Source organism: Aestuariivirga sp. (assembly GCF_047602625.1).
Lineage (GTDB): Bacteria > Pseudomonadota > Alphaproteobacteria > Rhizobiales > Aestuariivirgaceae > Aestuariivirga.
In genome coordinates this window covers 874,355-894,374 of record NZ_JASGGV010000002.1, presented here as the reverse complement: position 1 = coordinate 894,374, position 20,020 = coordinate 874,355, and the positions used below count along the sequence as shown (strand labels likewise).

At 62.8% G+C, this 20,020-nt stretch carries 19 protein-coding genes; 5 read left to right on the top strand and 14 right to left on the bottom strand.

The genetic code is table 11. The annotated features are described in order from the left end of the window. Nucleotides 1-250: 250 nt before the first annotated feature. Both QM694_RS09365 and QM694_RS09360 read left to right on the top strand, forming a co-directional pair. A complete protein-coding gene (locus tag QM694_RS09365; protein WP_415006668.1) occupies nucleotides 251-1,357 on the top strand; it encodes a mandelate racemase/muconate lactonizing enzyme family protein in 1,107 nt (368 codons plus the stop codon). Nucleotides 1,358-1,361: 4 nt separating this feature from the next. Continuing rightward, nucleotides 1,362-2,471, top strand: a complete 1,110-nt coding sequence (locus QM694_RS09360) for an NAD(P)/FAD-dependent oxidoreductase (RefSeq protein ID WP_415006667.1) — start codon at nucleotides 1,362-1,364, stop codon at nucleotides 2,469-2,471. On the opposite strand, the gene QM694_RS09355 is transcribed toward QM694_RS09360, so the two are convergent. From QM694_RS09355 to QM694_RS09320, 8 genes are all read right to left on the bottom strand, one after another. Beyond that, complete coding sequence (locus QM694_RS09355) at nucleotides 2,422-3,318, bottom strand: DMT family transporter (RefSeq protein ID WP_415006666.1); 897 nt, start codon at nucleotides 3,316-3,318, stop codon at nucleotides 2,422-2,424. The genes QM694_RS09360 and QM694_RS09355 overlap by 50 nt on opposite strands. A 42-nt stretch (nucleotides 3,319-3,360) precedes the next feature. Next, nucleotides 3,361-4,488, bottom strand: a complete 1,128-nt coding sequence (locus QM694_RS09350; protein ID WP_415006665.1) for a Gfo/Idh/MocA family protein — start codon at nucleotides 4,486-4,488, stop codon at nucleotides 3,361-3,363. A gap of 20 nt (nucleotides 4,489-4,508) precedes the next feature. Then, nucleotides 4,509-5,288, bottom strand: a complete 780-nt coding sequence (locus QM694_RS09345; protein ID WP_415006664.1) for an ATP-binding cassette domain-containing protein — start codon at nucleotides 5,286-5,288, stop codon at nucleotides 4,509-4,511. Further along, on the bottom strand, nucleotides 5,288-6,352 hold the full coding sequence (locus tag QM694_RS09340; RefSeq protein WP_415006663.1) for an ABC transporter permease: 1,065 nt from the start codon (nucleotides 6,350-6,352) through the stop codon (nucleotides 5,288-5,290). Before QM694_RS09340 ends, QM694_RS09345 begins: the two co-directional genes overlap by 1 nt. A 90-nt stretch (nucleotides 6,353-6,442) precedes the next feature. Next, nucleotides 6,443-7,417, bottom strand: a complete 975-nt coding sequence (locus tag QM694_RS09335) for a sugar ABC transporter substrate-binding protein (RefSeq protein WP_415008601.1) — start codon at nucleotides 7,415-7,417, stop codon at nucleotides 6,443-6,445. A 71-nt stretch (nucleotides 7,418-7,488) separates the two neighbouring features. After that, nucleotides 7,489-8,313: a polysaccharide deacetylase family protein gene (locus QM694_RS09330; protein ID WP_415006662.1), complete on the bottom strand. Its 825-nt coding sequence runs from the start codon at nucleotides 8,311-8,313 to the stop codon at nucleotides 7,489-7,491. 3 nt (nucleotides 8,314-8,316) lie between these two features. Beyond that, on the bottom strand, nucleotides 8,317-9,228 hold the full coding sequence (gene iolE / locus QM694_RS09325; protein ID WP_415006661.1) for a myo-inosose-2 dehydratase: 912 nt from the start codon (nucleotides 9,226-9,228) through the stop codon (nucleotides 8,317-8,319). Then, nucleotides 9,225-10,355, bottom strand: coding sequence for a Gfo/Idh/MocA family protein (locus QM694_RS09320; RefSeq protein ID WP_415006660.1), 1,131 nt, complete (start codon nucleotides 10,353-10,355; stop codon nucleotides 9,225-9,227). The genes iolE and QM694_RS09320 overlap by 4 nt, the downstream gene beginning before the upstream one ends. Before the next feature lie 82 nt (nucleotides 10,356-10,437). Between QM694_RS09320 and QM694_RS09315 the strand changes: the two genes are divergently transcribed. Continuing rightward, nucleotides 10,438-11,907 carry a PLP-dependent aminotransferase family protein gene (locus tag QM694_RS09315; RefSeq protein ID WP_415006659.1) on the top strand — a complete coding sequence of 490 codons (1,470 nt, stop codon included), beginning with the start codon at nucleotides 10,438-10,440 and terminating at the stop codon, nucleotides 11,905-11,907. A gap of 53 nt (nucleotides 11,908-11,960) precedes the next feature. Further along, nucleotides 11,961-12,452 carry an HXXEE domain-containing protein gene (locus QM694_RS09310; protein ID WP_415006658.1) on the top strand — a complete coding sequence of 164 codons (492 nt, stop codon included), beginning with the start codon at nucleotides 11,961-11,963 and terminating at the stop codon, nucleotides 12,450-12,452. Here the strand turns inward: QM694_RS09310 and QM694_RS09305 are convergent. Genes QM694_RS09305 through QM694_RS09280 form a run of 6 tightly spaced genes read right to left on the bottom strand, consistent with a single transcriptional unit; the run spans nucleotide 12,449 to nucleotide 18,964 of the window. Further along, nucleotides 12,449-13,432 carry an ABC transporter ATP-binding protein gene (locus QM694_RS09305; protein WP_415006657.1) on the bottom strand — a complete coding sequence of 328 codons (984 nt, stop codon included), beginning with the start codon at nucleotides 13,430-13,432 and terminating at the stop codon, nucleotides 12,449-12,451. The two genes, QM694_RS09310 and QM694_RS09305, sit on opposite strands and share 4 nt — an antisense overlap. After that, nucleotides 13,429-14,385, bottom strand: coding sequence for an ABC transporter ATP-binding protein (locus tag QM694_RS09300; RefSeq protein WP_415008600.1), 957 nt, complete (start codon nucleotides 14,383-14,385; stop codon nucleotides 13,429-13,431). Before QM694_RS09300 ends, QM694_RS09305 begins: the two co-directional genes overlap by 4 nt. After that, the gene (locus tag QM694_RS09295) at nucleotides 14,382-15,353 is read right to left on the bottom strand and encodes an ABC transporter permease (RefSeq protein WP_415006656.1); all 972 of its coding nucleotides are present in this window, start codon (nucleotides 15,351-15,353) and stop codon (nucleotides 14,382-14,384) included. The genes QM694_RS09300 and QM694_RS09295 overlap by 4 nt, the downstream gene beginning before the upstream one ends. Beyond that, the gene (locus QM694_RS09290; protein WP_415006655.1) at nucleotides 15,353-16,369 is read right to left on the bottom strand and encodes an ABC transporter permease; all 1,017 of its coding nucleotides are present in this window, start codon (nucleotides 16,367-16,369) and stop codon (nucleotides 15,353-15,355) included. Before QM694_RS09290 ends, QM694_RS09295 begins: the two co-directional genes overlap by 1 nt. A gap of 7 nt (nucleotides 16,370-16,376) precedes the next feature. Next, a complete protein-coding gene (locus QM694_RS09285) occupies nucleotides 16,377-18,038 on the bottom strand; it encodes an ABC transporter substrate-binding protein (protein ID WP_415006654.1) in 1,662 nt (553 codons plus the stop codon). Between the two features lie 23 nt (nucleotides 18,039-18,061). Continuing rightward, entirely contained in the window at nucleotides 18,062-18,964 is a 903-nt protein-coding gene (locus QM694_RS09280; RefSeq protein ID WP_415006653.1) for a proline iminopeptidase-family hydrolase, read from the bottom strand. A 112-nt stretch (nucleotides 18,965-19,076) separates the two neighbouring features. Between QM694_RS09280 and QM694_RS09275 the strand changes: the two genes are divergently transcribed. After that, nucleotides 19,077-20,015, top strand: coding sequence for an acetamidase/formamidase family protein (locus QM694_RS09275; protein WP_415006652.1), 939 nt, complete (start codon nucleotides 19,077-19,079; stop codon nucleotides 20,013-20,015). Nucleotides 20,016-20,020: the final 5 nt, after the last annotated feature.

The following is a 20,020-nucleotide window of genomic DNA, read 5'->3' as shown; positions in this document are numbered from 1 at the left end:
TGTTTTCTCGTGCTTTGTGCACCGGGGAAGAGAGGGAGCAAGACACATGCCAGTCACAATTAAATCTAAAGCGTTGAATCAATGCGCGGAATTACCTGCACATAAATAGTGCAATTGAGTTTTGCTTGAATCTTGGGCGGGATATGCGGGAACAGTCTGATTTTTGTGCGCTGCGGAAAATGGACGACATTGCAGCGTCACGCAGGCCGCCCTACTGTGCGCATCGCCCAATCCAGGAGTGACCCGACCGATGCGCCGCATTGCCAAACTCGAAACCTTTACAGACCCTTACGTGTGCTTCGTGCGGCTCACGGCAGACGATGGCAAGGTGGGATGGGGGCAGACCTCCACCTATTGCGCCGATATCACCGCGCAGGTGTTTCACCGCCAGGTGGCGCCGTGGGTTCTGGGGCAGGACACGGCGGATGTGCTGGCGCTCGTCCATCGCGTCGAGGAGAAGGAACATAAATTTCCCGGCTCCTATCGCTGCCGCGCGCTGGCGGGGCTCGATACGGCGCTGTGGGACATGAAGGGCAAGGCCGAGGGCAAGCCGGTGGTTGAATTGCTGGGCGGCAAGCCCGGCAAACTCCGCGCCTACGCCTCCTCCATGAAGCGCGATATCACGCCCGAGGATGAAGCGGCCCGCATGGTGCGCCTGCGCGATGAAAAGGGCTTCGATGCCTTCAAGTGGCGCGTGGGGGCCGAATGCGGGCACGATATCGACGAATGGCCGGGCCGCACTGAGGCGGTCATCCCAACTGTCTCGCGCGCGCTGGGCGATGGCGTGGCGAAGCTGGTTGACGGCAACAGCGGCTTTTCGCCGAAGAAGGCGATTGAAGTGGGCAAGCTGCTCGAGGCCAATGGCATCGGCCATTTCGAGGAGCCATGCCCCTATTGGCATCTCGATCAGACGAAGCAGGTGACCGACGCGCTTGACCTTGAGGTGACGGGCGGCGAGCAGGATTGCGAATTGCAGATCTGGCAGCAGATGATCGATGTGCGCGCCGTCGATGTGGTGCAGCCCGATGTCATGTATATGGGCGGCATGGCGCGCACGCTCGAGGTGGCAAGGATGGCGGCGAAGGCGGGCCTTCCCTGCACGCCGCACAGCGCCAACCTGTCACTCGTCACCATCTGCACCATGCATCTGCTGGCGGCCATTCCCAATGCCGGGAAATATCTGGAATTCTCCATCGAGGGGCTGGACTATTATCCGTGGCAGGATGGCCTGTTCCTCGGCGATCCCTTCGCCATCACCGACGGCAAGGCCACAATATCTGCCGAACCCGGCTGGGGTGTTGAGATCAACCCGCAATGGCTGGACCGTGCCACCTATCAGGTGAGCGAGCTCGTGTAAGGCTGTGACAGACTCCATCGAAACGCTGGTCATCGGCGCGGGCGCGGTGGGGCTTGCCATCGCGCGCGAACTTGCGTCGCATGGCCAGGAGGTGCTGGTGGCCGAGCGCAATCACGCCATCGGGCTTGAAACCTCGGCCCGCAATTCGGAGGTGATCCACGCCGGGCTTTATTATCCGCCGGGCAGCCTCAAGGCCGAACTCTGCGTGAAGGGCCGCCAGATGCTCTATGCCTTCTGCCGCGCGGCGTGGGTAGAGGCGCGTGCCATCGGCAAGCTGGTGGTGGCCGTAACGCCAGATGAAATTCCGAAGCTCCATGCCATCCGCGATACGGCGCGCGCCAATGGCGTGACGGATCTCGAATTGCTCTCCGCGTCAGAAGCCATGGCGCTGGAGCCCGCGCTCTCCTGCGTGGCGGCGCTGCTGTCGCCCTCCACCGGCATTGTCGATAGCAGCGCCTACATGCTGGCTCTGCAGGGGATGATCGAGGCGCAGGGCGGCGCTGTGGTGTTGCACACGTCCTTCGTCGGCGCGGAGGCGGAGGAAGAAGGCTTTCGCGCCGTCTTGCGGGATGCGGAAGGCGGAGAGACGGAGCTTCTTTGCCGCCGCCTCATCAATGCGGCGGGTCACGGGGCGCATCAGGCGGCGTTATCCGTCAAAGGCTATGACACGAAATTTCTACCGCCGCGCTTTCTCGCCAGGGGAAATTATTGCAGCGTCTCCGGCGCCTCGCCGTTCACCCGGCTCATCTATCCCGTGCCGGTGCCGGGCGGGCTTGGCATTCACCTGACTCTCGATCTCGGCGGTGCGGCGCGGCTGGGGCCGGATGTCGAATGGGTGGAGACGCTGGACTACACCGTCTCTCCCGATATTGCGCCGCGTTTCAAGGCGGCCTGTGCCAGCTATTGGCCGGGCATCGCCACCCGCGAACTCTCGCCCAGTTCCTGCGGCATCAGGCCCAAGGTGCATGGGCCAGACCGGGCCTCGGCGGATTTCATCATTCAGGGGCCAGACACGCACGGGCTTCCCGGACTCGTCAACCTGTTCGGCATCGAGTTGCCGGGGCTCACGTCATCATTGGCTCTGGCTGAGCGGGTTGCGGAACTGGCCGCGTGAGCGTCCATGCCAGATGGGTCAGCGCCGCGCCGATGATGATGGCGCCGCCGATCAGCGTCGCCGTGGGCGGCACTTCGCCCAGGAACAGGAACACCCAAAGCGGTGCGAAACCGGCATTGAGAATGCCCAGCAGTCCCGATTGCGCGGCGGGGATGCGCGGCACGGCATTGAAGATCAGCATGTTGCCCAGCGCCAATTGGAACGCGCCGAATACCGCGAAGCCGCCCCATGCGCCAAGCGTCAATTGCCCGAAATCGGCGAAGGGCAGGCCGATCAGGCAACTCGCCAGCGTGGTGGCGCAGATCATCGGCAGCACGTCGATGTTTCCACGCTTGCGGATGATGAGGACGATCGCCGCATAGCAGGCCACCGCCGCGCAGGCGAAGAGATCGCCCGGGAGCCCTCCGGCGCGGGCGCCCGAAAACATCATCACCGCGATGCCGATGAATCCTGCAAGCGCCGCCAGCAGCGTCGCACTGTCGAGCTTTTCACCCAGGATCAGCCACGCTGCCACCGCCGCCGCGAAGGGTGCGGTGGCGAAGATCATGAAGAAATTGGCCACCGCCGTATATTTGAGCGACAGCATGTTCAGCACCATGCCCGCCGCGTTGATGCCAACCACCGAAAAGCCCCACAGGCCAATCGCGGCGATGCTCGCGAAGGCGGAGCGCCTGTCGCGCCACAGGAGCACCAGGAAAAGCGTGAGAAATGCAAACAGCCCGCGTGCCGAGGCGGTGGTGAAGCCATCGGCGGCGATCAACCTTGTGAACAGGCCCGAAGTTGAATCGACAGCCGAGCCTGCGATGAGGAGAAGAAGGCCGGTGCGCTGCGCCTGCTGAGTGGACATGGCGCGCCGTTTAGCGTGACGTTCCCTGAGCCGCAACGGGGCTCAGGCGATGGTCACCCATGCGCCGTCCCTGGCCGAGCGGGCAAAGCCATGGATCACCTTCTCGATCTCAAGGCCCCGTTTGAAATCCACGGACTGCGACGGCTTGCCCTCAATGGCATAAAGCAGTTCCGCCAGCTCGATCACCTTCAGCTCATTGAAGCCAAGGCCATGGCCGGGGGCAGGGCAGAGCTTTCCATAGGCGGGATGCAGGGGGCCTGAAAGAATGCGGCGGAAGCCGCGCGCCGCCGGCTCACCCTCGGCAATATAAAGGTTCAGCTCATTCATCCGCTCATTGTCGAGCCAAAGTATGCCCTTTGATCCATGCACCTCGATCTTCAGGCCGTTCTTGCGGCCATGGGCAATGCGGCTGGAGGAGAGAACGCCGCGCGCGCCGGAGGCGAAGCGCACCAGCGCATGGGCAATGTCGTCGTTCTCCACCCGCGCCGTCTTGCCGGGCTGGCCGGGCAGCGGCCTCTCACCATGCACCACATCCACCATGGCGGAGAGGCTGGCGATATTTCCCATCAGCTCCTGCGCCAGCGACACCAGATGCACGGTCAGATCGCCCAGCGTTCCCAGCCCCGCATCTTTGGCCGTCAGCCGCCATGACCATGGCAGCGCCGGATCGGCCATATAGTCTTCATCCACACTGCCCCGGAAGTCGAACACCTCGCCGATGGCCCCGTTCCGGATAAGCTGCTTCGCATGCTGAAGCGCCGGGTTGCGCAGATAGCCATAGCCAAGCGCGGTGGCCTGACCTTTTGCTTTCGCCGCAGCCGCCGTCATCGCCTCGGCGTCGGCCAATGACAGCGCCATGGGCTTCTCGCACCACACATGCTTTCCCGCCTCGAGCGCCGCCACCGCCATCTCGCGGTGAAGGCCATTGGGCGAGGTGATGGAGATCAGCTGCACCGCAGGGTCTGTGAGCAGGCTTTTCCAGTCGGTGGTGTGGCGCGCGAAGCCGAATTCATCGGCGCATTTTTTCGTATGTGCGGCGTCCATGTCGCACAGCGTCACGCGGTCCACATGCGGCACGTCGCCGAAGACCGCCTTCACCGCGCCATAGGCCATGGCGTGGCACTTGCCCATGAAGCCGGTGCCGATCAGGGCAACGCCGATCCTGTCCATCCTCTATTCTCCCTGACGGCTCACGGGCTCGAAATGCCTGCCGCTTCCAGCGCCTTCAGCTCACGGCGGCCCGCCATGATGTCCAGCACTTCCATTTCGCTGATCTCGCCCTTGCGGAACGTGCCGACCGACCGGCCGCGGTTCAGCAGTGTGAACTTGTCGCCCACCGGATAGGCATGGTGGATGTTATGGGTGATGAAGATCACGCCCAGTCCGCTGGCCCGCGCCTGCGCCACATAGCGCAGCACGATTGAGGCCTGATGCACGCCCAATGCCGAGGTCGGTTCGTCGAGGATCAGCACCCGCGCGCCATGATAGACGGCGCGGGCAATCGCCACGCATTGCCGCTCGCCGCCCGAGAGCGTGCCCACCGCCTGCTGCGGGTCGCGCACATTGATGCCGATCTTCGCCAGCTCCTGCATCACCACGGCGTCGGCCTTGCGCATGTCGATGCGCTGGGTCAGCCATTTTCCCTTCACGGGCTCGCGCCCAAGGAAGAAATTGCGGGTGATGCTCATCAGCGGGATCATCGCCAGATCCTGGAACACCGTGGCGATGCCGCGGTCCAGCGCATCGCGGGGCGATGCCAGCACCACGCGCGTGCCATCCACCAGCACCTCGCCCACCGTCGGCTGATGCACGCCGGAGAGGATCTTGATCAGCGTCGATTTGCCGGCACCATTGTCGCCCAGCAGGCAATGCACTTCGCCCGGCTCCACGGCAATGTTGATATCGCCCAGCGCGTTGACCGAGCCGAAGCTCTTGCTGACGTTCCGCAGTTCAATGATCGGAGCGGCCATCAGCGCGCCTCCGTGGCCTTGCGGCGCACGAAATTGTTCACCAGCACGGCGATCAGCACCATGATGCCGAGAAAGACGTTGAACCAGTCGGAATCGATGCCGGTGAAGAAAATGCCCATTTCCACCGTGCCGAAAATCAGCGCGCCGAACACGGCGCCAATCGCCGAGCCATAGCCGCCGGTCAGCAGGCAGCCGCCGATCACCGCGCCGATGATCGCCTGGAATTCCTTCTGCGTGCCGCGCAGCGTATCAGCCGATCCGGTTTCAAGCACCTGGATGGTGGCCAGCAGCGTGCCCGCGCAGGCGGTGAAGATGAACAGGATGATCTTCACCCGGTTCACCGGCACGCCCACATTGCGCGCCGCATTGGCATCACCGCCCGAGGCGAAGATCCAGTTGCCGAAGCGTGTCTTGATCAACAGCCATGTGGCGAGAACGGCCAGCAGCATCCACCAGGCGACCGACATGGAAAGCCCCGGCACGACGGATGTTCCATCCGCCTTGGCTTCGACAAGGCCCATGCCCGCCATCCAGTTGTAGAAGCCGGTGAGGAATTTGCCGCCGAACAGCTGGACGATGAAGGAGTCCTCCATGCCGTCGGTGATATAGGGAATCTGCGTGCGGCCGGTGATCGACCGCGTCACGGCCAGCGTCAGGCCGCGCAGCACAAAAAGCCCGGCAAGCGTCACGATGAAGGACGGCAAGCCCGTGCGCACCACCAGAATGCCGTTTGCCGCGCCGACGATGATCGCGAAGCCAAAGGCGATCAGCACGGCGAGCCAGATCGGCAGGCCGAACTGCGCCACGCACAGGCCGATGGTCACGCTGGCGAAGCCGATCATCGAGCCGAGCGAGAGATCGAATTCGCCGCCGATCATCAGCAGCGCCACGGGAATGGCGAGGATGCCAATCTCCGCCGAGACCTGCATGAAATTGGCGACGCCCAGAGATGAAAAAAGTCCCGATCCGTTCGCGAAAATGCCGAAGATGGCGAAGACCAGAATGGTCCCGCTCAGGGCCCCCAGTTCAGGGCGGCGCAGGGCGCGCAGCAGCATCCGCCGCATGCGCCCTGCGGGCGGTTGTGTGAGGGGAGCATTCGGACTTCCAGTCCCCGTTGCTTGTGGCACGCTCATGAATGTTCCCCTCCAGCAAAATCAGCGGAAGCCGGCTTTGCTCAGGTCGCGCACGGAGGCGGCATCATCCTTGGTGATGAAGGCCGGGCCGGTGCGCACCGTGGCGGTGGGGAAGGTCTTGAACTGCGCCTTCGACGCCAGGAACACCACGGGCAGATAGCCCATGAGGAACTGCTGGTTGTCGATGCCGAACATCATCTTGCCCTTGTCAACCGCATCCAGAACTTCGGCCGAAAGGTCGAAGGTGCCCATCTTCACCTTGTCGATCATGCCATTGTCGGTCAGCATCTTGAGGATCGGCGAGGCCACCGTGGGTCCGAGGGTGAGAATGCCCGTGGTGTCCGGATTGGCCTTCAGGAAGGCTTCGAGACGGCGGGTGGCGTCGGTCGGGTCCATGGTGATGGTGAGCACCTGCGACTTGCCGCCGGTTTCGCCCAAGCCCTTGGCATAGCCTTCGCAGCGCTGGTCGAGGCTGACATTGCCCACTTCATGGTTGAGGCACACGCCGGCCTTGACGCCAGCCTTGCCCATCAACTCGCCGGCGTGAACGCCATTGTCATATTCCGAGCCGCCGCCGACATAGAGATCAAGTCCCCAAGGCGCCACTTGGTCTTCGCCGCTGTCGATCACCACCACCGGAATGCCCGCCGCCTTGGCGGCTTTCACCGGCGCTTCGAGAGCTGCGGCGTCGGGAATGGAAATCACTAGGCCATCGGGCTTGGAGGCAATCGCCGCTTCCATCATCTGGCGCATGCGCACCACGTCCCAGGTTTCCGGCGCCTGATAGTGCACCGTCACGCCCAATTGCTTAGCGGCGGCGAGCATGCCGTTCTTCACCACGGTCCAGTACACGTCATTGGCCTGACCGTGAGTCACGAACTCGATGCGGATGTCCTTCAGTTCCTTCACCTGCGCCTGGGCCTGGGGAACGGTTCCCAGAGCGAAGGCCGCCGCAGCGAAGGCAAAACCGGCGAGACTCCGCCGGGTAAAACTCATGAGAGACGTCATGGTCGTTTCCTTTCCTCCGAAGTAAGGCGGATTGTTTCCGCCGATTGTTGTCCGGTGTTTCAGGCGGGCACAGTCGTCCGCTTGAACTCTTGCCTATCCAGCCAATGCCCGAACTCATCACTGGCCAAGAACTGCAATTCCTGAATCCGCACCTGCGCTGATGTTTCGATGAACTCGATCTCGCCCGGCGCGTTGGCATGGAGCGCGAAGAAATTGAAGCCGGGGCCGATCTCGGAGAACAGCTTGGTGTAGCGCTCCTTCGCCGTGCCGTTGAGATGAAAGGGCGTTTCGAGAACCCGGTCGGCGGGTGTCTTGCCCTGTTCCCTCAGGCGCGCCGCGCGGCTCGTGTAAAATGCGTTGTCGACCGTGCCGAGATTGTGCCTCGGTCCATAGCTTTCGATCGAGGCCGGATAGAGCGCGGGAATTTTGTATTCGGCGGCCAGCTTCAGATAGATGTCATAGAATTCGGGCGACAGGATCGCGCCCATATGCCCATCCATGTGCATGGGCTTCAGGCCTGTGTCCTTGAAGGCATCGATCTGGGCGCGAAGCTCCGCCTCCACAGCCTCCGGCACGGCGTTCTTGCGCAGTTCCGGAACGCTCCGCCACATGAAGCCGTCATCGTCGATGAGGCCCGAAGCGCGGCTCGCCTTGGTGAGCGGGCGCCAGCGGTAATAGGTCTTCTCGGCATTGAGCGTGAGATGCACGCCGATCTTCAAATCCGGATTCTTGAGGCCGAGATCAACCATCTCGAGCATCCACGGGCACGGCATCATCAGCGAACCTGAATCAACGCGCCCCGCCTTGGCCAGCGACACAAAGGCCGTATTCGCCCCGTGGCACATGCCGATGTCGTCGATGTTGATGCAAACTGAACTTGCCATGACTCAAGCCTTTCCGGTGTTGACCGTGAATCCCGCCTCTTCCGCCATGCGCTTCAGATTGTTGAAGCCCATGGTGGCGTAAGTGAGGGGATGCGCCTTCTTGGGGTCCTGCTCGGCCTCGACGACAAGCCAGCCGGTGTAGTTGTTGTCGGCCAGCACGCGGAGGATCGACGGGTAATCGATGAAGCCGTCGCCCGGCACGGTGAAGATGCCTTCCATCACCGCGCCCATGAAGCTCATGTCCTCGCGCCGCGCCTTTTCCAGAATGGGCTTGCGCGCGTCCTTGCAATGCACATGCACGATGCGCTTCACATGGTCCTTGACGAGTTGCAGCGGATTGCCGCCGGAAAAAATCGAGTGGCCAGTGTCGTAGAGAAGCCCCACGGCTTCGCCGGTGTGCTTCATCATCAGCCCCACCTCGGTGTCGGTCTCGACGATGGTGCCCATGTGATGATGGAAGGCCATGCGCACGCCGAAATCGGCCATCTTCTCGGCGAGCTTTGTGAGCTTCTTGCCGTAAGCGGGCCATTCCCCGGCGGTCAGTGCCGGGCGCTGCGAGATCGGCCCCCAGATGGCGCCATGGCGGCCGCGCGATGTGTCGGCATAGACGACATGCCTGGCACCCATGTCCTTCAGAAGCTGGAGATGCGGCCCGATGGCCTCCATCTCGGCCTCCACCTCTTTCTCGTCGCAGCGGCCATCATACCAGCCGGAGATGACGGCCAGGCCATAGCTGTCCATGATCGGCTTCAGCACGGCGGACTGGCGCGGGAATTTCCCGCCAAGCTCGGTGCCCGCATAGCCTGCCTGTTTTGTTTCGGCGAGGCAGGTTTCGAGCGGCGTGTCGCCGCCCAGTTCCGGCACGTCGTCGTTGGTCCAGGTGATGGGGTTGATGCCGATGCGGACAGTGCTCAAGCGGATGCTCCGGAAACAATGGGTTCGGGGGAATGGGTGGCGTGCCAGCGCGTCAGCCCGGCCAGGAGCGCCATGTCGCGGCGCGCCTGCTCCGGCGTGTTGCGCACGGAAGCGCCTCTGGTGACCGCGGCGTGAAAGCCTTTCAGCTCCTCGATGAAAGCCTCTTCGTAGCCAGCCGTGATATCATCCGTGTGCAGATGATGCTTGTCGCCTTTTCGAATGGTCAGGCGCGTCGGCTGGTGGTTGAGGTAGGGCGAGGGGAATTCGAGTTCGAGCGACGCATCGTCGAAATAAAGCGTGATCCTCTCGCGGTAATGCGGCAGCTCCGGCACCGCCAGATGCGTCATGGTCCACAGCGCCTGCCCGTCGAGAAGGCTCACCACGCCATGGCCGCCATTCCCGCCGGCATAGATTTGCGCCCCGGCGATCCGCCCGTCCGGCACATGCAGCGCATCGAGAAGGCCATGCACGGCGTTCACATCATGGACGATGGATGAGCTATAGGCATTGCAGAAGCCCTTCAATGCCAGTTCATCCAGCGGCATTCCCACGGCCCGCGCCACCTGCTGCTTCTGCTTTTTCGTCACATCGGCGATCAATGCTTTGGGAACATCCCCGGCCTTCTTCCATGTGTGGTGGCGGATGAAGGGCCAGGCATCGGGATCATTCACCTCCACCGAGACATGGCGCAGCGTCTTGGCCGTGCCGGGCAGCTTTGCGAGCGCTGTTTCATAGGCGGGATCAAAGCGCTTCATGTAGCCCGCCTGCACGAGGCGGCCTTTGGCATCGCGGGCGGCGATCACCTCATCGATGTCGGCCACCGCATAGCACAGCGGCTTTTCGCAAAAGACATGTAGCCCGGCGTTCAGGCCCGCCAGAATGTGTTCCTTGTGCAGCGCATCGGGCGAGGCGATCAGCAGCGCGTCCAGCGGCAGCGAGAGAAGCTCGTCCAGGCTTTCACAGGCATTGACGCCGAAATGGTCGGAGACGAAGGCGCGGGTGGTGGCGGAGGGATCGCAGACGCATTGCAGCTGGAACAGATGGCGCAGCGCCAGCAGGTTCGGAATATGCTCGACCTGGGCCACGCCGCCCGCGCCGATCACGCCGATCCGCAACCGTTCCGTCATGCCATCGTCCTCCCTGTTGCCAAGGCTATCCCGATGGTGGTTCTATTCCAGAACCAGATTGCACCGATTTTAAGGAACCACCATGACGGCCCAGGTTGCGATCGAAAATCTCCTGCTCGACCGCGCCAGCGGCGAGGCGCTGAGCCGCCAGCTTTATCAGCAGCTTCGCGGGCTGGTGGATACGCGCGTGCTGCTTTCCGGCCAGGCGCTTCCCTCCACCCGCGCGCTGGCCAGCGATCTCGGCCTTGGCCGCAACACGGTGATCTCGGCTTATGAGCAACTGGCGCTCGAAGGCTATGTGAATCTCAGGCGTGGCGCTGCACCCGTGGTGAGCGATCTTCCGCATCGCCCCGCCATCGCGCCCAAGCGCGCCAAGGGCGGCGACAGCGATGTGTCGGCGCGCGGCCGCGTCATGATCGCCCAGCCCTATCATCATGGCAGCCCCGGCATGGTGAGTTTTCATCCCGGCCTGCCGGACCCCGGCAATTTTCCCTTCAACACATGGTCCAAACTCCTGACGCGCCGCGCCAAGCAGGCGAAGCGCGATCTCTTCGGCACCTATCACGTGACGGGCTATCCCGATCTCCGCGAGGCCATCGCACGCTATCTCGGCGCATCGCGCGGCGTCACCTGCACGGCGGAGCAGATCGTCGTCACCAACGGCGCGCAATCGGCCTTCGATGTGCTGGCCCGCCTGCTGCTCGATCCGGGCGATGCGCTATGGATGGAAGAGCCCGGCTATTATGGCGCCTGCGCCGCCTTTCTCTCGGCGGGCGCAAAATTATTGCCGCTGCATGTCGATGAAACGGGCTGGCGCATCGAGCCGCCGCCTGAGCGCCCGCGCGCCATCTTCGTTACGCCGTCCTGCCATCATCCGCTGGGCGTCACCATGCCGATGGAGCAGCGCCTCAATCTCCTGCGCCTTGCGGGCGAGTGGAACGCGTGGATCATCGAGGATGATTACGACAGCGAATACCGCTTTCATGGCCAGCCCATTCCGGCTTTGCAAAGCATCAGCACGGGCGGCCATGTTGTGTGCGTCGGCACCTTCGCCAAGATGCTGTTTCCGGCCATGCGGCTGGGCTTCATGGTGGTGCCGGATTCCTTGCGCGATGGCATTGCCGCGGCGCTCAGCACCACCGGGCAGTTCGCGCCGCTGCTTACGCAGGCCGCGCTCGCCGATTTCATCACCGAAGGCTATCTGTCGCGCCACCTCCGCCGCATGCGAAGGCTTTATACGGCAAGGCGTTCCCTGTTCATGGCGCTGTGCGAGGAGCATCTCTCGCCCTGGCTGTCGCTCAGGCCAACAGGCTCCGGCATCCAGCTCGTCGGGCATTTCCATGATGATCTCGATGACCGCGCCATCGCCGCCGCCGCCAAGGCGAAAGGCGTCAATGTCTCGCCGCTCTCCATTCAATACCGCCACGCCGGCGGCCATCGCGGCCTGCTCATGGGCTTCGCGGCGTCGGATGAAAGGATGATGGTTCAGGCAATGATCAAATTGCAGCAGGTCCTGAAGGATGTCGCAGGGCGCCAGCCTGCCCTTACCTGACTACCAAATAGCTGCTTTTACTAAAGAGCGATTTGGCCGGAGCGGAGGTTGTCATGACGCTTGCCGAATGGGCGTGGATTGCCTTGGCCGCCTATGCGATCCATATGCTCGAAGAATTCATGCTGAACTGGCGGGACTGGGCGCGCGCGGTGATCGGCCTGCCGGTCAGCTGGGCCGATTTCTACGTGACCAATGGCATCGTCGTCGTGCTGGGCATTGCGCAGGCGAATCTTGCGCCGTCACTTCCGTTCTTTCCGCTCGCTTTCGCGTCGCTGATGCTCGTCAACGCGGTGTTCTTCCACGTTTTGCCGGTCATCAGGATGCGCGGGCGCTACTCCCCCGGCGTGACGACGGCAATCCTGCTGTTCCTTCCGGTTGGGATTTCCGTGTTTTGCTCCGCCCATACCGCCGGGGGGCTCTCGTGGGCGACCGGGCTAGGTGCGTCTGCCGCCGGAGTGCTGCTGATGGCGACGCCGATCGTCTTCCTGAAAATCAGGGACAAGCCGTATTTCCGGCAGGCGGAAGGACCGCCCGCGGACGGCTAGGCGTTCACCGGAAAATGGCAGGCCACGGTGCGGTTGGCGCCGTGCGGCTTCAGCAGCGGGCGTTCAGCTTTGCAGATATCCTGCGCGATGGGGCAGCGGGGATGGAAGCGGCAGCCGGAGGGCGGATTGACGGGGGTCGGCACGTCACCCGTCAGCACGATCCGGTCACGAGAGCCCTGTTTGTCGACGTCGGGCACCGGCACGGCGGAGATCAGCGCCTCAGTGTAGGGATGCGCGGGCCGCTCGAAAATATCATCGGCCCGGCCAAGTTCCACGATCGAGCCCAGATACATGACGGCAATGCGCGACGACACCTGCCGCACCACGCTCAGATCATGGGCGATGAACACATAGGTGAGCGACAGGCGCTCCTGCAGATCGGCCAGCAGGTTCACGATCTGCGCCTGCACCGAAACATCGAGCGCGGAGACGGGCTCATCGAGCACGATCAGCTTGGGCTCAAGGGCAATGGCGCGGGCAATGCCGATGCGCTGGCGCTGCCCGCCGGAAAACTCATGCGGATAGCGCGTGGCGTGTTCGGCGTTGAGGCCGACGAGTTCGAGAAGTTCGATCACCCGCGCGGTGATCTGGCTGTTCGACAGCTTGGTGTGAACGCGCAGCGGCTCGGCGATCAGGTCGCGCACCCGGCGGCGCGGATTGAGCGAGGCATAGGGGTCCTGAAACACCATCTGCAATTCGCGGCGGATCGGCCGCATCCCGGGCTTCGAGAGATGCGAAATGTCCCGCCCGTGAAAATGGATCGACCCGTCGCTGATGTCGTAAAGCCTCACGATGGAGCGCCCGAGGGTGGATTTGCCGCAGCCCGATTCTCCAACGAGACCCACCGTTTCGCCGGTCATCACGGTGAGCGACACCTGATCGACAGCATGAACCGTGAGCAGCCCGCGTGCCGAGAAGCGGCTGCCCACGGTGAAGCGCTTGCTCACCTTGTCGAGTTCGAGAAGCGGCACCTCGCTCATGGTGCATTCACCCGGAAGCAGGCGGTGGCATGGGGATCGCCCACCAGCGGCGGCTGCTGGCTGCATGCCTCAAAGCGTTGCGGGCAGCGGGGGCCGAAGGCGCAGCCCTGCGGCCGGTTGCCGAGGCTCGGCGGCGCGCCCGGAATGGCGCGCAGGCGCTTCGGCCTTGCACCTTCGAGCGGCGGAATGGAATCAAGAAGGGCCCGCGTATAGGGATGGCGCGGGTCGAGAAACAGATCGCGCTTGCCGCCGCTTTCGACGATGCGGCCCGAATACATCACCATCACGCGATGGGCGATCTCGGCGATCACCCCCATGTCATGGGTGATGAAGACGACCGCCGATTTGTGATTGCGCTGCAGCTTGCGCACCAGATCGAGAATCTGCGCCTGCACCGTCACGTCGAGCGCCGTCGTCGGTTCGTCGGCGACCAGCAGTGTGGGATTGCAGGACAGCGCCATGGCGATCACCGCGCGCTGGCGCATGCCGCCGGAGAGTTGATGAGGATAGCGGTCCACGGCTTCCGCGGGATTGGGAATGTTCACTTCGGCCAGGAGATCGATGGCCCGCTGGCGCGCCGCCGCCTTGCCGATCTTTTCATGCGCCATGATCTGTTCGGCGATCTGCCAGCCGATGGTGTAGACAGGCGTCAGCGCCGTCATCGGGTCCTGAAAGATCATGGCGATCTCGCGCCCGCGCAGCTTCCGCATTTCGCGCGAGGGCAGGCCCACGAGTTCGCGGCCCTTGTATTTGATCGATCCTTCGATCACCGCATTGGGATCGGTGATGAGGCCCATGACAGCCAGCAGCGACACCGTCTTGCCGGAGCCCGATTCCCCCACCACGCCCAGGATTTCGCCTTCCGCCACGTCGAAGCTCACGCCGTCGATGGCTTTCAGCGTGCCCTGTTCGGTGCGGAAGGAGACGTTCAGATCGCGCACGCTCAGCATCAGGCCGTCCTCACGCGCGGGTCGAGCAGGATATAGACGACATCGACCAGCGCATTGGCGATGACGACGAAGAAGGAGGCATACATCACCGTCGCCATGATGATCGGCAGGTCAATGTTCTGGAGCGCATCATAGGTGAGCTTGCCCACGCCCTGCAGGCCGAACACCACTTCGGTGAGCAAAGCTGAACCGCCCACAAGGGCGCCGAAGTCGAGGCCGAACAGCGTCACGAAGGCAATGAGCGAGGTGCGGAGCGCGTGGCGCAGCATGATCCGCGTTTCCGACAGCCCCTTGGCGCGCGCCGTGCGGATATAATCCTCCTGCATCGCCTCGATCAGGCTGGCGCGCAGCACGCGGCCATAAAGCCCGATATAGAGAATGGAGAGGGTGATCCACGGGATCACAAGTGTCAGGAACCAGCCCTTGGGATCGTCGCTGAAATTCTTGTAGCCGAGTGGCGGCACCCAGCTGAACAGCCAGCTGTCGTGATAGCGGCTCTGGGTGATCAGGTTCATCACCTCGCCCAGCCAGTAGACGGGCATGGAAATGCCGATCAGCCCCAAAATCATCAGCACACGGTCAAGCAGCCGCCCGCGCGTCGCCGCCGCGAGGAGGCCGATAATCAGGCCGAAGATCACCCACAGGATTGCAGCGCCGATCACCAGCGACAGCGTCACGGGGATAGTGTCGATCACCGCCGGCACCACTTTCCAGCCGCGGTTGACGAAGGATTCGAGATCGCCGGTGATGAAGAGCTTCTTCATCATCAGGTAATATTGAACATAGAGCGGCCGGTCGAAGCCGAAGCTCTTGCGCACGGCTTCAAGCACCTCGGGCGATGCGTTGCGGCCGGCGATGCGGGCGGCGGGATCGACGCCGGGCGTTCCGAAGAAGATCAGGAACACCAGCACGCTGATGCCGAACATCACGAAGATCATCTGGCCGAGGCGGCGGAGCAGGGCGAGGAGCATCAGCCGCGTCCCAGCCTGATCTTGGAGCGGGGATCAAGCGCATCGCGCAAGCCATCGCCCAGCACATTCAGCGCCAGCACGGTGATGACGATGGCGATGCCGGGGGCCAGCGCCACCATGGGGCGCGTGTAGAGAAGGTTGAGGCCGTCCTGAATGATGGTGCCCCAGCTTGCATCGGGCGGCTGCACGCCGATCGACAGGAAGGAGAGCGCTGACTCGGTCAGCATGTTCAGCGCCATCATCAGCGGCACGAAGACGATGAGCGTGGTCGAGACATTGGGAAAAATATCGCGCAACAGAATGCGGTGGCTCGGCACGCCCAGCCCCACGGCGGCCATCACGAATTCGCTTTCGCGCAGCGCCAGCACCTGCCCGCGGATGGGCCTTGCCACGTAAGGCACATAAACGATGCCGATGATGAAGACGGGAAGCCACAGGCTGCCCGATTCAATGGTGATGGGACCGATGCTCAACCCCTGCTGGATCAGCACGATCGAAAGCGAGATGGCGAGGAGATAGACCGGGAAGGCCCACAGCACGTCGAGGATGCGCGACAAAACCGTATCGAGAATGCCGCCGAAAAACCCGGCGGCTAGGCCAATGATGGTGGCCAGCGCCAGCGTCAGGATGGTTGCGCCACTGGCGATCAGCAGCGAATTCAGGCCGCCATAGAGCAGGCGGGCCATCACGTCGCGGCCCTGGTTGTCGGCGCCGAGGAAGTAATTGTTGATGCGCCAGGTGGGGCCGATGGGCGTATAGCCAAGCCCCAGCCCTTCGGTTGACTGCTCCATCACCGGCACGTCTTGCCCGTCGATGCTCAACACCTTGTCGAGCGTCGAGGCGAAGGGATCGACATTGCACCAGCGCGCATAGGCGGGCGCCAGCAGGCAGGCGATGACGATGAGGATCAGCACGGCCAGCGCCAGCATGGCGGCATTGTCGCGCATCAGGCGGCGCATCGCCGTGGCCCAGGGGCCACGGCTTTTCCGCGTTGCAGTCAGTGCAGCATCAGTCACGTGGGTGTTACTTCACCCAGGACTGCGAGACCATCCAGTAATACTGGCTGTTGAACTGGAAGTTGCCGAGACGCTTAGACACGAAGTCGACATGCTTCGGCGTGAACAGCGGCACGGCGGCCGCCGAATCCACCACCGCCTTGTCGATCTCCGCCCACATCTTGTTGGCGCCATCGGGATCGGTCACGGCGAGAGCCAGCGCCGCATCCATCTTGGCCTGAATGCCCTTGTCGCAGAAGCCCGAGATATTGATCGAGGAATCCGAGCCCGGCGTGAAGGACGCGCAGCCGAAGAGGATGTTCAGGAAGTCCGACGCGGCCGGATAATCCTGATACCACTGGCTGATCGACATCTGCACCTTGTTGTTGGTGTTCTGGATGTAAGTAAACTGGATGTTCGGCGAGATGGGCTTCACTTCCGCATCATAGCCGATTTCCTTGAGCACGCTCTGCAGATAGACGCCGATCGCCTTCGACACGGCAGTGTCCTCGGCAATGATCGTCACCTTCTGGCCTTTGGTGCCGGACTCTTCGACAAGCTGCTTGGCCTTCTCCATGTCGGGGGCCGACCATTTGGTGCCCGGATTCTTCGTGTACGGACAATAATCTTCATGCCCGGGGAATCCCGGCGGCAGCACCTGGCACACCGGAGAAGCGAGAACCGGGCCGCCGAACAGGTTCACCAGCGTCTTGCGGTCAACGGCATAGTTTACCGCCTGCCTGGCCTTCAGATTGTCGAAGGGCGCAAGATTGGTGTTGAGCGGCGCATACCACCACGCCGTCAGCGTGTTGATATAGACTTGATCCTTGAACTTGGTTCCGATCTCGCCAAGGCGGTCGGTCGGCGGCTGGTCGAACATCCAGTCGGCCTCGCCGTTCTGCACGGCGGTCACCTCGGCCTCATCCGTCAGGCCGAAATCATACTGGATCACATCCGGATAGCCGTCGGGCTGCGCATCCTCGCTCCATACCTTGAAGTTGGGATTGCGGCTCATGGTCATGCCCTTGTTGGGGTCATAGGCCGAAATCATGTAGGGGCCGGTGCCGGGCAGGGGATTGGTGCCCGCATCCGCCATCGGCGAATCGGCAGGCAGTACCACCGCATGGGGCAGCGCCAGCTTCTGGAAGAGTTCGGGATCGGGCGCCTTCAGGTTGATGGTGATGGTGCCCGCCGCCTCATCGCCCACCACGCCGCCATCCAGCGTGCAGGTCTTGGCGTCTTTCAGGCAGGCGTCAGCGCCCACGAACACCGAATAGAAGCCGCCCGCTGTCGGGCTCGACACCTTGAAGATGCGCTGGAAGGAAGAGACGACATCCTTCACCGTTACGTCCTTGCCGTTCGAGAACTTGATGCCCTTGCGCAGCTTGAACACATAGGTCTTGCCGTCATTGGCGGGCGCGGGGATCGCTTCCGCCAGATCGGGAACCACGGTGAAGCCTTCAGCACCCGCCGCCTTCTTGAAGGTCACGAGGCCATCATAGAGGCCCTGATAGATCTGCCAGTATTGCAGCGTATAGTTGATCTGCGGGTCAACCGTGCCGCCGGCCGAGCGCGCCACGAGGCGCATGGTGCCGCCGCGATGTTCCGCCTTGTATGCGGCGGAGGCGGGGGCAACGGCCGCCGCCGAAAGCAGGGCCGCTGCGGCGCTTGCCAAAAGCCATTTCTTCATGAACGTCCACTCCTGTCTGTCATTTATTTATCGTTGGCGTCGAGGAAGTCCCCGACGGTCTTCATGCACTTTTCCTGTTCCTCCACATGCGGCATGTGGCTGGAATGCTCGAAGATCTCCCAGCGCGAGCCCTTGATATTGTCCTTGAAGGGCTGGACGCAGGCGGGCGTCGCCTCATCGTGGCGGCCCGAGATGATGAGGGTGGGCACGTTGATCTTGTGAAGCTCGGGGATGATGTTCCAGTTCTTCAGCGTGCCGACGACGAAGAACTCATTGGGCCCATTCATGGTGTGATAGACGGTCGGGTTGCGCGCCACCTGCTCGAAGGTCGCCGTCACTTCCGGCGGGAAGGGCACCACGCGGCACACGTGGCGCTCATACACCCACATGGTCGCCTTCTGGTATTCCTCGTTGGCGTAGTCGCCCAGCGCTTCATATTTGTTCAGCGTGTCCTGAATGTCCTTCGGCATTTCGCTCCGCTGGCGCATCGCTTCCGATGTCCACAGCGCCATCGAGGCCGGCGAATTGGCGATGGTGAGCGACTTCACGCCCTTCGGATTCCTCACCCCATATTCCGCCGCCAGCATGCCGCCCCAGGACTGGCCCAGCACGTGGAAGGCCTTGCGCTGGCCCAGATGGTCGACGAGGTTTTCAAGTTCATCCACGAAAAGCTGCGGCGTCCAAAAGCCCTTGCCCTTGTCTGGCAGCAGGGTGGAATTGCCGCAACCCAATTGATCGTAATGAATGACGGCGCGGCCCTGCAGCGCGATCAGCTTGTAGGCATCGACGTAATTATGCGCGGCGCCCGGGCCGCCGTGGAGAATGAAGAGAGGCTTCTTGGAGGAGGAGAGATCGCCGGAGATGCGATACCATGTTTCGTATGGGCCGAATTTTGCCCGGCCCTCGGTTTGTCTGATCGCCGCCACGAAACGCTCCCTCACCCCTTGAAGCGGTGAACGCTAGCGCCGCTTTCTCGCAGGTGCAACAGGGGAAGGGGCGTTGACAGGCTGCGATGTGGCGTCGCAACCTGATCGTCCCATGACATGCACGCACACCATTCATTCCCGGCATTGCCATCACGGCTGGGACAATAAAAACACGCCCGCGCTCAGGATCGCGCCCGGCGAAAGCATCTCGTTCGACACGGTCGATTCCTCCGGCGGCCAGCTCTCGGCGCGCTCCACCCTTGCGGATTTGGCGGTGCTCGACTTCAGCAAGGTCAATCCGGTCACCGGCCCGGTTTATATTGACGGCGCGGAACCGGGCGATGCGGTCAAGGTCACGCTGCTGGAATTCGGCCCCTCGGGCTGGGGCTGGACGGCGAATATTCCGGGCTTCGGATTGCTGGCCGACCAGTTCAAGGAGCCTGCGCTTCATATCTGGAGCTATGATGCCAAGGCGTTGACGCCCGCTCTCTATGGCCCGGGAGGCCGTGTGCCGCTCAAGCCCTTCTGCGGCACCATCGGGCTCGCCCCTGCGGAGCCCGGCCTTCATTCGGTGGTGCCGCCGCGCCGCATGGGCGGCAATCTCGACATCCGCGATCTCGCCGCAGGCGCTGAACTCTATCTCCCCGTTGAAGTGAAGGGTGCGTTGTTCAGCGTCGGCGATACGCACGCGGCGCAGGGCGATGGCGAGGTGTGCGGCACGGCGATCGAAAGCCCCTGCACGGTGGCAGCGAAATTCGATCTCATCAAGGGCGCCAATCTCGCTTTCCCGCGCTTCACCACGCCCGGCCCCGTCACGCGCCATCTCGATATGAAAGGCTATGAGGTGACGACCGGCGTGGGGCCAGACCTGATGGCCGGCGCCAGGGCCGCCGTCTCGGGCATGATCGAAGTGCTCGGAAAACGCTACAACATGGCGGCGGTTGACGCCTATATGCTCTGCTCGGTGTGCGGCGACCTGCGCATCAGCGAAATCGTCGACATGCCCAACTGGGTGGTGTCGTTCTACTTCCCCCGCATCGTTCTGGAATAGGTTTC